9 protein-coding genes are annotated in these 12865 nt (G+C 65.7%); 4 read left to right on the forward strand and 5 right to left on the reverse strand.

Annotated elements, in window-relative coordinates; translation table 11 throughout:
- Window positions 1-3: 3 nt before the first annotated feature.
- Window positions 4-1968: a sialate O-acetylesterase gene (locus tag RQH86_RS19340; protein ID WP_311240325.1), complete on the reverse strand. Its 1965-nt coding sequence runs from the start codon at window positions 1966-1968 to the stop codon at window positions 4-6.
- Window positions 1965-4151 carry an alpha-glucuronidase family glycosyl hydrolase gene (locus tag RQH86_RS19345; protein ID WP_311240333.1) on the reverse strand — a complete coding sequence of 729 codons (2187 nt, stop codon included), beginning with the start codon at window positions 4149-4151 and terminating at the stop codon, window positions 1965-1967. The genes RQH86_RS19340 and RQH86_RS19345 overlap by 4 nt, the downstream gene beginning before the upstream one ends.
- 176 nt (window positions 4152-4327) lie before the next feature.
- On the opposite strand from RQH86_RS19345, the gene RQH86_RS19350 reads away from it, so the two are divergent.
- The gene (locus RQH86_RS19350; protein WP_311240326.1) at window positions 4328-5395 is read left to right on the forward strand and encodes a LacI family DNA-binding transcriptional regulator; all 1068 of its coding nucleotides are present in this window, start codon (window positions 4328-4330) and stop codon (window positions 5393-5395) included.
- Between the two features lie 219 nt (window positions 5396-5614).
- Here RQH86_RS19350 and xylA read toward each other — a convergent pair whose 3' ends face one another.
- Window positions 5615-6952 carry a xylose isomerase gene (gene xylA / locus RQH86_RS19355; protein WP_311260733.1) on the reverse strand — a complete coding sequence of 446 codons (1338 nt, stop codon included), beginning with the start codon at window positions 6950-6952 and terminating at the stop codon, window positions 5615-5617.
- Between the two features lie 578 nt (window positions 6953-7530).
- Here xylA and ttcA point away from each other — a divergent pair.
- The 3 genes from ttcA (at window position 7531) to RQH86_RS19370 (ending at window position 10479) form a co-directional block, all read left to right on the forward strand.
- A complete protein-coding gene (gene ttcA, locus RQH86_RS19360) occupies window positions 7531-8445 on the forward strand; it encodes a tRNA 2-thiocytidine(32) synthetase TtcA (protein WP_311240653.1) in 915 nt (304 codons plus the stop codon).
- Window positions 8446-8505: 60 nt separating this feature from the next.
- Window positions 8506-9411 carry a recombination-associated protein RdgC gene (locus RQH86_RS19365; protein WP_055846659.1) on the forward strand — a complete coding sequence of 302 codons (906 nt, stop codon included), beginning with the start codon at window positions 8506-8508 and terminating at the stop codon, window positions 9409-9411.
- Window positions 9412-9693: 282 nt separating this feature from the next.
- The gene (locus RQH86_RS19370) at window positions 9694-10479 is read left to right on the forward strand and encodes a SprT family zinc-dependent metalloprotease (protein WP_311240652.1); all 786 of its coding nucleotides are present in this window, start codon (window positions 9694-9696) and stop codon (window positions 10477-10479) included.
- Window positions 10480-10926: 447 nt separating this feature from the next.
- Here RQH86_RS19370 and RQH86_RS19375 read toward each other — a convergent pair whose 3' ends face one another.
- Window positions 10927-11793 (reverse strand): alpha/beta hydrolase, encoded by an 867-nt coding sequence (locus tag RQH86_RS19375; protein WP_311240651.1) that lies wholly within the window; start codon window positions 11791-11793, stop codon window positions 10927-10929.
- Window positions 11790-12755, reverse strand: a complete 966-nt coding sequence (gene hemH, locus RQH86_RS19380) for a ferrochelatase (RefSeq protein WP_311240655.1) — start codon at window positions 12753-12755, stop codon at window positions 11790-11792. The genes RQH86_RS19375 and hemH overlap by 4 nt, the downstream gene beginning before the upstream one ends.
- Window positions 12756-12865: the final 110 nt, after the last annotated feature.

The following is a 12865-nucleotide window of genomic DNA, read 5'->3' on the forward strand; positions in this document are numbered from 1 at the left end:
CGCTCATGGGGAAGAGGCGGTAGTGATGGGGAGTTCGAACGGGCCGGCGGGCAGGCCGCTGCGGTCGTACAGCGTGCACACCGGGCTGTCGGCCCAGCAGTAGCGCACGCGCGTCGCGGTAATGCCGGAAGGAATGCGCAGGCTGACCTCGCGGCCCTGCAGCGTGGCGCTGGTGTAGCGGCAACTGTTGGCTGCCGCGGCGCAGACTTCAAAGCCGATCGGTGCGTCGTTGCCATAACTCAACAACGCAGCATCAACGTCGTCGAAAGCGATGCGGATACTGTCGCCATCGCGCCGTGCGCTGCGCGATACCGGGCCGGATGGCGCAATCGCCTCGCCATACACCACATGCCGCGCTGCACGCGCCAGGCGCCGCCCCAGTTCCTGCTTGTTGGCTGGGTGGATGTCGTAGCGGTCGCCGATGTCGATGGCCACCGCCAGGCCGGCATGCGCATCGTCGGCGACGAAGCGGCGCTGCGCCTCGCGCAACTGCGCCCAACCGCTTTCCACCGGTTGGGTGGGCGGCGGGCCGTAATTGGCCAGCTGCACAACCAGCAGCGGCAGCTGCGCACCGAAGCGTGCACGCCAGTCGCGCTGCCACGCCTGCAGCAGCGCCGGGTAATGCACCGCGTCGCCGGCATTGGATTCGCCCTGGTACCACAGCACGCCACGCAGCCCGAGCTGGCCGAGCGGAGCGATCATGCCGTTGTACAAGGTGGTCAGCCCGGCCGCCGACGACCACGGCGCGCGTGGCGGTGTGCCCAGTTGCGGCGACACGATCTGGTACTGCCAGGGCGCATCCAGCGGCAACGTGCTGCCATCGGCAAACTGCAGTGCACGCGATGACGCATCGCCCAGCAATCCACCACGGCGATAGGTGTTGAGCACGTTGAGCACGATGCTGTTGCGCCCGGCATGCAGGTGGCCGCGCGGCAGCGTGTAACGGCGCGGCTGATCGGCGCCGTAGCTGCTGCCTACGCCCGTGCCATTGACCCAGGTTTGGTCCAGCTCGTCCACCGGCCCCAGCAACAGGGTCGCTTCCTGCGCGGCCTGCGCTGCGGTCAGCTCAATGCTGGTGCGGTACCAGACCATGCCGTTGAAGCCGACCAGCTGCGGCACGCCCCAGTCGTCCCATGCGCCCAGCGCCGCAGGTGCGGGTTGCCACGCGCCCGGCGCATCCGGCTGCCATGGCGTGCCGTCGCCATGCGCACGCCACCAGGTTTCCCACAACGTGCCCCAGCGCGGCGCGGCATCGGTCGGGCTGGTGGCGTAACGCGCCAGCACGTCTAACGCGGGACCATCGTCGCCTGCCGCGCGCAATGCCTTGTCGCCGATCCAGGCCTGCATCTGCGAGCCGCCCCACGAGGCGTTGATCAAGCCCATCGGCACCGCGACGGTCTTCTGCAATTCGCGTGCGAAGTAGTAACACGCCGCAGAAAAGTCCTTCACCGTTTCCGGCGTGGTGAGTTGCCACGCCGCGTTGTCACCGAAGCGTGTCTGTGGCGTGGGGCTGGATTGCGCCGGCACCTTGAACATGCGGATGCTGGGGTGATCGGCATCGGCAATTTCGCTGCGCGCATCCAGCGAGCGATGTACCTGCAATTCCATGTTGGATTGGCCCGAACACAGCCACACATCGCCAATCAATACATCACTCACCTGCTGCGTCGCGCCGTTGGGCGTGCTCGCCTGCAAGCGGTACGGACCACCGGCCGGGTGTGCAGGCAGGCGCACCTGCCAATGGCCATCACGGTCGGCGCGTGCCTGCACCTGCTGCGCATCCAGCTGCACGGTGACGCGTGCGCCGGGCGCCGCATCGCCCCAGACCTTGATCGGTGCATCGCGCTGCAACACCACATGATCTTGAAAGAGCGCATGCAGCAATGGTGCATCGGCAGCTTGCGCAGCGTTGGACAGCATCGCCGCAGACAGCAGCACCGCCAGGGTCGTCATCACGCGCGCGCTCATTTCGGATTTCCTGGTGCGTAGGGAAATTTCAATGCCTGGTAATACGCCAGCGGATGCGCAGGCGGTACCACGCCGGCCGGCAATGCGCGCCCGGAGACGCTCTGAAAATAGGCAATGCTGGCATCGCGCCACCACTGCGCCTCGTTCTGCTGGATGGCTAAAAAATTGCCCACCTGCTGGTAGCGCGGCGCATCGATCTTGCCTGCCAGGCCTTGCCAGGTCGCACGCATCGCACGCACTTCGTCCACGCCATGGTCGTAATGCCACACCAGCTCATCCCACAGCGGCCGCCCGGAGGCCATGCGCAGGTCCCACGGCACGTGGTGGAACCACAGCAGGGACTGCTCGGGTACGCGCTGCACATCGCCGAACACACGCGCCACCGGGGCGGCGTATTGCGCCACCGCGTTGCTGCCGCTGGCGCTGCGATCGAAGCCAATGCCGTTGCGGTCGGCGCGGTGGTAATACACCGGGTCCCAATCCGGTCGCTCGCTGCCCGCATCCCACGGCGCCGGCCCGTAGTGATGGCCGCGCCCCATCAGGTGGTGCAGCCCGAGCGGGGTCATGTAATCCACCACCGCCTCGCGCGAGCGCAGCATCATGCCGACCACCGGCGTTACCACCGCAGGATCGTTGGACAGGGTCATGCGCACCCAGTCCTGCGCGATGGCCTCTGGCGATAACGCCGGATCCCACGCCAGCCGCCCGTAGGCGTACCAGTTGGCCTGATCGAACACCGAGCCGCTCCAGTTGCGATCCGCCCCGATATTGGCCACGCCGGCAATGCCGGTGAGGCGCGGACGCTTGCCAGCGTTGAACAGCGTGCCGTCCACCGTTTTTGCCACGGTCGAGCCCTTGCCGCGCGCATATGTATCGGCCTGCAGGGTCTCGGCAAACAGCGTGCCCAGATATGCCAGATGGGTGGAAAAGCCCAGATACTCCTTGGTGATCTGAAACTCCGGCATCAGCGGTGTCTTGCGCATCGCGCCGAACAACGGATGAAACGGCTCGCGCGGTTGAAAGTCGATCGCGCCATTTTTGACCTGCACGATCACGTTGTCGCGGAAGGCGCCGTCGAGCGGGACAAACTCGCTATACGCCTGCTTGGCGCGGTCGTCCGGCTGCTCGTGCGAATAGACGAACGCGCGCCACATCACCACGCCGCCGTGCGGCGCCAGCGCGTCGGCCAACAGGTTTGCGCCATCGGCATGGGAGCGCCCGTAATCCTGCGGTCCGGGCTGGCCTTCGGAGTTGGCCTTGACCAGAAACCCGCCAAAATCCGGAATGCGTGCGTAGATCTCGTCGGCCTTGGTCCGCCACCACTGCTGCACCTGCGGGTCCAGCGGGTCGGCGGTGCGCAGGCCGCCAATCTCGATCGGCGCACTGAAGCGCGCGCTGAGAAACACGCGGATACCGTACGGACGAAACACCGTGGCCAGCGCCGCGGCCTTGTCCAGATACTGCGGGGTCAGGCTCCAGGCTTTGGCATTGACGTTGTTGAGCACGGTTCCGTTGATGCCCAGCGATGCGTTGGCGCGCGCATAGTCGGTATAACGCGGGTCCAGGTAGCCGGGCAGGGTCTGCCAGTTCCACAACGATGCACCGGCATAGCCGCGTTCCACCACGCCATCCAGGTTGTCCCAATGATTGAGCATGCGCAGCTGCAAGCGCGGCGATTCGCGCACGTTCAGCGCGGTGATCGGTTGGCCGGTCTGCAGCAGGCGCAGGAAATGAAAGGCGCCATACAACGCACCGACATCGCTGCCGCCGACGATGGCGGTGGCGCGATGCCCATCCACACGCACCGTCTGGATCAGATACCCCTCACGGCCCAGATCGCCGGTTTTCAGCTGCAATGCGGCGATTTGCGGTGCGTTGGCGGCGCCCAGCAAGAGTGCGCCATCGGCGGTCACCGTGGTAGCGCTCTGCAATGCGTGGCCGAGCAAGCCCTGTACGCCGCGCGCCAGCTCATCGCGCGCCGCATGCAGGGTGGGCGAATCGCCGGCAACCACCAAGGTCCGTGCGCTTGCCTGCAACTGCGAGGCGTCGCGCACGGTCTGGTAGCGCAACCATAGTTCGTAGCCATCTTCGGCCTGTACCGGTGCCGCCGGTAGTAGCACAGCCCCCAACAGCACCAGACACATCAGCGCCAACGCACGCACGCTTGCGCGAGTGCGTCCCATCGGCCAAGCGCTCATGCCGTACGCTCCGATGCGGCAACAGCGTTTGCGCGCATCACCCCGCTCTGTCTGCTTCCCGGTACCATGACGTGCATCCTCATGCACGCACCCGCTGCACGTGCACCGGCAGCAACACGCATGCATCCGCCAACGTTCGTTCGCACTTGAAGAGGCCACGCTTGGAGAAGGTCAGGAAATCGGTCCGCCGCACCAGCCGCGCGACCACCATCGACGAGGTAGCGGCGCTGGCAAAAGTGTCGCCGATGACCGTTTCGCGTGTGGTCAACAACAACGGCAGCGTGCGCGATGCTACCCGCGAGCGCGTGATGCGTGCGGTCGACAAACTCGGCTACACACCCAACCTCGCTGCAAGTGCGCTGGCCGCTGCGCAGAGCACGCGCATTGCGCTGATCTACAGCGACCCCAGCGGCGCGTATCTGCGCGAGTTGCTGCTGGGCGTGCTGCGAGTCGCCTCGCGCACTTCGATCCAGCTGGTGATTGATTGCTGGGACGACCTGGACGCCGATGCCGAACGCAAGGCCGCGCGCAAACTCGCCAAGGGTGTGGCCGGGGTGATCCTGCCGCCGCCGTTGTGCGAATCCCGTGCTGCGGTGCTGGAACTGGTGCGCGCCAAGGTGCCGGTGGTGGTGATCGCGTCCAATCATTTCAGTCCCGACGTGGCCTGTGTGCGCATCGATGAATTTGCTGCGGCCAAGGAGATCACCGAGCATCTGATCGAGCAGGGGCATACCCGCATCGGCTACATCGCCGGACATCCCAATCTGTCGGCCAGCACGCGGCGTTTCGAAGGATTTCAGGCCGCGCTTGCGCAAGCCGGGCTGCGTCTGGACAAGCATCTGGTGCAGCCGGGTGATTACACCTACCGCTCGGGTCTGCTGGCGGCCGAAAAACTGCTGGCCCGCAAGCGCCGTCCCAGCGCGATCTTCGCCAGCAACGACGACATGGCCGCTGCGGCCATCTCGGTGGCGCATCGGCGTGGGCTGGACGTGCCACGCGATCTGTCGGTCGTTGGCTTCGACGACACCTCCGCCGCCACGGCCGTCTGGCCCGAACTCACCACCGTGCAGCAGCCCATCGCCGCCATGGCCGATGCCGCGCTGGACATCTTGTTGAAGACGATTCGCGCCAAGGAACGCACGTCGAAGATGGTCGATCATGTGGTCGCGCACCTGCTGGTCAAGCGGGATTCGGTGGCCGCACCGATCGCAATCGACCCGGCCGAGTAAGGGTAGCTAGCGCACCAAGTTGTCGCTGCAAGGTGGGCGCTAGCTGAGTTGTGCATATCTCACGTGTGCTGTGCGGTTGTCGGTGCAGTGATCCCCTGACTAGAGCACCACGTTGTCAGCCATGTCGATACGTCGCGCGGTCACGTGCATCGCGTAGTGGCACTGCACGCAGTTGCCGTACACGCGCGGCGTCATACGACGCGCGTGCGGTGGCAAACATCAACGCGTCAGGTACTGATTGATCAGGTTTTCGTAGGCTTCCTGGCGGCCGCTGATCTGGGTCGGCACATTGCCGGCCGCATGCTTGGCCACGTCCACCAGCGTGCTGGACCCATTGGCGAACGCCGCACCGGCGCCGCTGTCGAAGCTGGCGTAACGCTGGGCGCGCCAGGTTTCCAGCGGCGAGGAGGTCAGCAGCGCATTGGCCACTTCCAGACCGCGTGCGAATGCGTCCATGCCGCCGATATGCGCCATGAACAGGTCCTGCGGGTCGGACGATTCGCGACGCACCTTGGCATCGAAGTTCAAGCCGCCCGGCGCCAGCCCGCCCTGCCGCAGCACCACCAGCATCGCGCCGACGGTGTCGTACAGGTCGGTCGGGAACTGGTCGGTATCCCAGCCGTTCTGCGGATTGCCGCGGTTGGCATCGATGCTACCGAGCAGGCCGGCATCGGATGCCACCTGCAGGTCATGCTCGAAGCTGTGGCCCGACAACGTCGCATGGTTGGCTTCGATATTGAGCTTGAAATCCTGGTCCAGGCCATGCTGACGCAGGAAGCCGATCACCGTGGCGCTGTCGAAGTCGTACTGGTGCTTCATCGGCTCCATGGGCTTGGGCTCGATCAGGAAGTTGCCTTTGAATCCGATCGCACGGCCGTAATCGCGTGCCAGGGTGAGGAAGCGCGCCATGTTGTCCTGCTCGCGCTTCATCTGCGTGTTGTGCAGGCAGGCATAGCCTTCGCGGCCGCCCCAGAACACGTAGTTTTCGCCGCCCAATTCCACGGTGGCATCGATCGCAGCCTTGACCTGCACCGCCGCACGCGCCACCACATTGAAGTCCGGGTTGGTCGATGCGCCATTCATGTAGCGCGGGTGCGAGAACAGGTTGGCGGTGCCCCACAGCAACTTGATGCCGGTGTCGGCCTGGCGCTGCTTGGCGATGCCGACCATGTGGGTGAGGTTGCTTTCGTATTCGCCGATGTCGTCGGCATCCGGCGACAGGTCGATGTCGTGGAAGCAGTAATACGGCACGCCGAGCTTGGTGAAGAATTCGAACGCGGCGTCGGCCTTGGCTTCGGCGCGACCCAGTGCGGTGTTGCCCGCATCCCACGGATACGCGCGCGTACCGGGGCCGAACGGATCGGCGCCGTTGCCGCAGAAGCTATGCCAGTAGGCCACGGCAAAGCGCAGATGCTCGGCCATGGTCTTGTTGCCGATTTTCTTGTTGGCGTCGTAGACCTTGAACGCGAGCGGGTTGTCGGAGTCGCGGCCTTCGAAGCCGATCTTGCCGATGCCGGGGAAATATTCCTTCGCGCCGATGAAAACGGTGTTGCTCATGGGGTGGACTCCTGCAGAAAGGGGGGCGTCATGGGGGAGAGGGATGGCATCGACACACAGCAGTAATGGAACGCGCAACGGCCGGTGGCGCCGCGTCGCTGCAGCACATGCCGTAGATCTGTGCATGCGTGTTCTGCTTCGCAACCCAAAAAAATGTTAGCGCTACCAAAAAGCCGACTGAAAAAAGCCGCGCCATACAGCGAAGCCCAAGGTGTCATGCCGATCCCAGCTGAAACGGTCCTGCGGACTTTACCCAGCCCGCCGCCGAAAGGCTTGCTGCGCTGCGAGATGCGGACTGTTCCGTGGCTGCCGGATGTGGGGATGCCGGTGATGTGCGTTGGTGTGCTGCCCTCACCCGCCCTTCGGGCACCCTCTCCCGCGTGCGGGAGAGGGGACCAGCGGGAGAGAGAGGACCAGCAGGAGAGCGGACTGCCGGGGGATGGCTAGGTGGGAGGCGCTCCCCCGTAGACGAGGGCTTGCTCCCTTCCCCCGTGTACGGGGGAAGGTGCCCGAAGGGCGGATGGGGGCGGCCACCTCAGGCACGACCCAATCCTCCGGGCAGCTACAATGGGCGGCTTATGACCGCTGTCCTGCCGCTGCCACAACCCCTGGCCGACCCCGCGCCGCGCGACCCGCGCCAGCGGTTGCAGCGTGAGCAGCTGCGCCTGGGCAAACGGCTGCAACGTCAGGTGGGCCAGGCGATTGCCGATTTCGGCATGATCGCCGCCGGCGACAAGATCATGGTGTGCCTGTCCGGCGGCAAGGACAGCTACACCTTGCTGGACATGCTGTTGCACCTGCAGCGCAAGGCGCCGGTGCCGTTCACCCTGGTGGCGGTGAATCTGGATCAGAAACAGCCCGACTTCCCCGCCCATGTGCTGCCGGCCTACCTGCGCGAGCTGGGCGTGCCATTCGACATCGTCGAGCAGGACACCTACTCGGTGGTCAGCCGGGTGATTCCGGCCGGCAAGACCCTATGTTCGTTGTGCTCGCGGCTGCGGCGCGGCGCGCTGTATGCCTATGCGCAAGCGCATGGGGTGACCAAGATCGCGCTCGGCCATCACCGCGACGACATCGTCGCCACGTTCTTCATGAATCTGTTTCACCACGCGCGGCTGGCCGCAATGGCGCCCAAGCTGCGCAGCGACGACGGTGCGCATGTGGTGATCCGCCCGCTGGCCTATGTGCGCGAGGCCGACATCGCCGAGTACGCGCAGGCGCGGCAATTTCCGATCATCCCGTGCAACCTGTGCGGCAGCCAGGAAAACCTGCAGCGCCAGAAGGTTGGCCGCATGCTGCAGCAGTGGGACCACGAGCAGCCCGGCCGGGTCGAGCAGATTGCGCGCGCGCTCGGCGACGTGCGCCCCGAGCAACTGGCCGACCGCACGCTGTTCGATTTTATGACTCTGGGCCGTGCGCCCGATACCGCCGCGTCCGCGCACGATTCCACCACCTGGTTCGCCACTGGCGACACCACACACGACAGCGACTGACGCGCCCACCCGGTCGCCGTCGGTCTTCCACCTCCACGTTTCTCTTCTTCGGTCTTACGCATGTTCTTTCGCAATCTCACCCTGTTCCGTTTTCCCACCACGCTGAATTTTTCCGAGATCGAGACGCTGCTGCCGCAGGTGCAGCTCAAGCCGGTCGGCCCGCTGGAAATGAGTTCGCGCGGTTTCATTTCGCCATTCGGCCGCGACGAGCAGGAAGTGCTCTCGCACCGCCTGGAAGAGTTCTTGTGGCTCACCATCGGTGGCGAGGACAAGATCCTGCCCGGCGCGGTGGTCAACGACCTGCTCGAGCGCAAGGTCGCCGAGATCGAAGAGAAGGAAGGCCGCCGCCCCGGTGGTAAGGCCCGCAAGCGCCTCAAGGACGATCTGATCCATGAGCTGCTGCCGCGCGCCTTCGTCAAGAGCTCGCGCACCGACGCGATTCTGGACTTGCAAAACGGCTACATCGCGGTCAACACGTCCAGCCGCAAGAGCGGCGAGAACGTGATGAGCGAGATCCGCGGCGCGCTCGGCAGCTTCCCGGCGTTGCCGTTGAATGCCGAAGTCGCACCGCGCGCCATCCTCACTGGCTGGATTGCCGGCGAGCCGCTGCCCGAAGGCCTGAGCCTGGGCGAAGAATGCGAAATGAAGGACCCCATCGAAGGCGGCGCGGTGGTCAAATGCCAGCATCAGGAACTGCGGGGCGACGAAATCGACAAGCATCTGGAGGCCGGCAAGCAGGTCACCAAGCTGGCGTTGGTGCTGGATGACAATCTGTCGTTCGTACTCGGCGACGATCTGGTGATCCGCAAGCTCAAGTTCCTCGACGGCGCCCTGGACCAGCTCGAACACAGCGACGACGACGGCGCACGTGCCGAACTCGATGCGCGCTTTGCGCTGATGAGCGCGGAAATCCGCCGGTTGTTCCTGCTGCTGGAAACCGCGCTGAAGTTGAGCAAGGCGGAGTAATCCGTACGACGCCAGCCGCAGTTGTCAGCGCGGCTGGCATCGCATCCCAGCGTGCGGCGGATGCCTCGCGCACCGATTCGCACTGCGTGGCACGCAGCGCGTTGACCGCACCGCGTGCGCATCCGGTGCCTGGCATTCTGCGCTGCAGGCGTGTCATGCAGACGGGCAGCCACGGTGTCCACATCGCGTCCGATGCAGGCAGTCATCCGGCCTCACGTACGCATCCATGCCAATGCCTCCGGCGTCTCACCACCTGACACATCGCAGCGCTATCCTGTGCCCATGTTCAAGCCCGTCCGCCGCCTGATTGCGCCGCCCTCGCAGGTTGTCCAACGCGACTGCGTGCGTGTGCAACTGGAAGGCCGCGAGATCGAGGTGCTGCGCGTGCGCGACTCACGCGCGCGGCGCATCAAACTCAGTGTCGACGAACGCGGTGCGCGGCTCACCTTGCCGCTGCGGGCCAGCCTGATCTCCGGCGAACGGTTCCTGCATGCGCATCTGGATTGGCTGAGCACGCAGTTGTCGCGGTACCAGCAGGTCGATGCGTTTCCTGCATTGGAACGCGGTGTGCCCGGGCTGCTGCCGTTGCGTGGCGTCTTGCTGCCGCTGCACTGGCACGAAGGCCGTTACACGCGCATCGAAGTCGATGAGGCGGGCGCGCATTTCCACGTGCCGTCCCGGTTGGGCGACGCCGGTCTGCGCCGCACGCTGAAGGAATTCTACGAAGCGCAGGCACGCGCCGACGTCGGCCGCTGGTTGCCCACCTATCTGCCCGGCTTGCCGCGTCCGCCCACGCGTCTGCGGCTCAAGGTGATGTCGTCGCAGTGGGGCTCGCTCGCGCCGGATGGCTCGATTGCGCTGGATCTGGCGCTGGTCCTCGGGCGCCCGTCGGCGTTCGAATACGTGCTGGTGCACGAGCTCTGCCATCTGCTGCAGGCCAATCACTCGCCCGCGTTCTGGGCCGAAGTGGAACACCGCTTCCCCGCCTGGCGCGACGAACGCAGCTACTTCCACGAACACGGCCGCCAACTCAAGGCGCAGCTACGGCGGTTGTTGCAGGGCGAGTGACGCACACGTCGTTGCGGAAATCACGCCTGCCGCAGCCGCGGCAATCATCAGTACGCGTTTTGAATCCCGCAATGGCTCAGCAACAGGGCCGCCGCCTGCCGATCACGCGTGATGGCACGCTTGGTTAGCGCCACGCGTACGACGCAGCCCTGGCAAGTTGCCGGCAGGCCTGCGCTGACAACCACGCAAAGTGCGATGTCAGGGCACTCTCCGCTGCCGCCGCGCCTGCATCCAGCGTGCCACCCGACGTCCAGTGCTCGGCATGACACGCCATTGACCACACCTGCTGCAACAGCAGGCGATCATCGGCAGTCAAGTGTGGCGTCGCGTGCACCGTGTCGAAAAACGTCCACGGCGCATTCCATAGAGCGAAGGATTCAATCGCAGTGACCACACGGATGGGATCTGCCATCGCGTCAGCTTATCTGCGTATCGCGCATGCCTGCATCACGGCTGCGGCAGCGTCGCCAAAAACCCATTGATCACCGCAGCCACCGCCTGCGGTGCTTCCATATGCACATGGTGGGTGCCCGGAAGCAGGTGCAGGCGGGCGTCCGGCACCATAGCCACACGGTGATCGCGCAGGGTGTCGGAGAAATACGGCTGCCCCGGCGTGGCGAAGATCGCCTGGGTGGGACATACGATGGCGGCCAGCAACGCGTCGATCTGCGCTTCGGTCATGCGGATGGCGGTGGGCAAGGTCAGGCGCGGGTCGGTGCACCAGCTGTAGCCGCCTTCGACCACGCGCAGGCCGCGTTCCACCAGCAAGCGCGCCGCCGGCTCGGTGAGTTGATTGGCCATCATGCGTGCGCGCACCGGCGCGTCCATCGAGCTGAAGACACGCAGCGGCCGCTGCGGCAGGGTACGGGTCGAGCGCACGGAGTCGCGCAGTCGCTCGGCGGTGCTTTCCACCGGTTCGGCCAACGCGCCCAGCGCTTCGATCGCCACCAAGGCCTCGATGCGCTCCGGCGCGGCGGCGGCCATCAGGCTGGCGACGCCGCCACCCAGCGAGTGGCCCAACAACGTGAAACGGTCCCAACCCAATGCATCGGCCACCTGCAGCAGGTTATGGATTGCGCTGCTCAGCGTGTATTCCGCAGCCATCGGCAGCCACGCACTGTGGCCGTGACCGGGCAGGTCGAGCAGCACCAGATCCAGATCGGGTGCATGCAGATGCGCACTGAGCGGGACAAAACTGGCCGCGTTATCGAGCCAGCCGTGCAATGCCAGCACCCGGCGTGACCCGCGGTCTGTGTTGCGCAAGCCGGTGACACGCCCGATGGCCAGCTCGCACGCAAACGGCTCCAACCTCACGCGCGACGCGCCAATGCAGCCAGTGCCTGCGCGTGCGACGGGGCAGCGTTGAGGCAGGGGATGTAGCTGAGCGTGGCGCCGCGTTCGGCCAGCGTTTCGGCAAAGCCCAGGGCCACTTCTTCCAGCGTCTCGAGACAATCGGTGGCAAAGCCCGGGCACACCAGATCGAAGCTACGCACGCCGCCTTCGGCCAGCGCCCACAGCGTCGGTTCGGCATACGGCTGCAGCCAGCGCTCGGCACCGAAGCGCGACTGGTAACCCATCTGCCACTCGTCCGGGCCCAGGCCCAATGCGGTCACGATTGCCTGCGCGCTGCGCTCGCATTGCTGCGGATATGGGTCGCCGGCATTGGCCACGCGTTGCGGCAGGCCGTGGAAGGAAAACATCAGCTTCTCGCTGCGCCCGTGTACCTGCCAGTGCGCGCGGATGGAATCGGCGATCGCCGCCACCCAGCCGGCGTCCTCGCAATACTCCTGGATCACGGTGACGTCGATCTCCGGTGCGCTGGGCCGCCACGCATCCACCACGTCCTGGATCGAGGCGGTGGTGGTGGTCGAATACTGCGGATACAGCGGCAACACCACGATGCGCTTGATGCCGCGCGCGCGCAGGGCATCGAGCGTCTTGCGCAGGGCCGGCTCGCCATAACGCATGGCCCATTCCACCTGCCAGTCGGGCATCGCGTCCTTCAAGCCCTCGGCCAGGCGGCGGGTGTACACCGCCAGCGGCGAGCCGTCGGGCAGCCACACCTTGGCGTATTTTTCCGCCGACTTGGGTCCGCGGATCGGCAGGATCACCCCGTACAGCAGTGGCTTCCAGAACAGCGGCGGGATCGCGACCACGCGGCGGTCGCTGAGGAACTCGGCCAGGTAGCGGCGCACGGCCGGGGCGGTCGGCGATTCGGGGGTGCCGAGGTTGACGACCAGCAGGGCGGTATCGGAGGTGGTGTTCATGCGCGCCATTCTGGCAGAGCCGGGCAGGACTGCCGAGGACAACGCATCAATCGTCCCGATCTGCGCCGTCTTGCCGCCGGATGCGCTCACCACCGATTCATTGCGCCAGCACTAACGTC

It is taken from the genome of Xanthomonas sp. WCS2018Noco2-27, assembly GCF_031843525.1.
Taxonomy (GTDB): Bacteria; Pseudomonadota; Gammaproteobacteria; order Xanthomonadales; family Xanthomonadaceae; genus Xanthomonas.

Bases quoted from the DNA above. Each gene is read 5' to 3' on its own strand.
- RQH86_RS19340 (WP_311240325.1), bottom strand. From the start codon at position 1,968: ATGAGCGCGCGCGTGATGACGACCCTGGCGGTGCTGCTGTCTGCGGCG.
- RQH86_RS19345 (WP_311240333.1), bottom strand. From the start codon at position 4,151: ATGGGACGCACTCGCGCAAGCGTGCGTGCGTTGGCGCTGATGTGTCTG.
- xylA (WP_311260733.1), bottom strand. From the start codon at position 6,952: ATGAGCAACACCGTTTTCATCGGCGCGAAGGAATATTTCCCCGGCATC.
- ttcA (WP_311240653.1), top strand. From the start codon at position 7,531: ATGACCGCTGTCCTGCCGCTGCCACAACCCCTGGCCGACCCCGCGCCG.
- RQH86_RS19365 (WP_055846659.1), top strand. From the start codon at position 8,506: ATGTTCTTTCGCAATCTCACCCTGTTCCGTTTTCCCACCACGCTGAAT.
- RQH86_RS19370 (WP_311240652.1), top strand. From the start codon at position 9,694: ATGTTCAAGCCCGTCCGCCGCCTGATTGCGCCGCCCTCGCAGGTTGTC.
- hemH (WP_311240655.1), bottom strand. From the start codon at position 12,755: ATGGCGCGCATGAACACCACCTCCGATACCGCCCTGCTGGTCGTCAAC.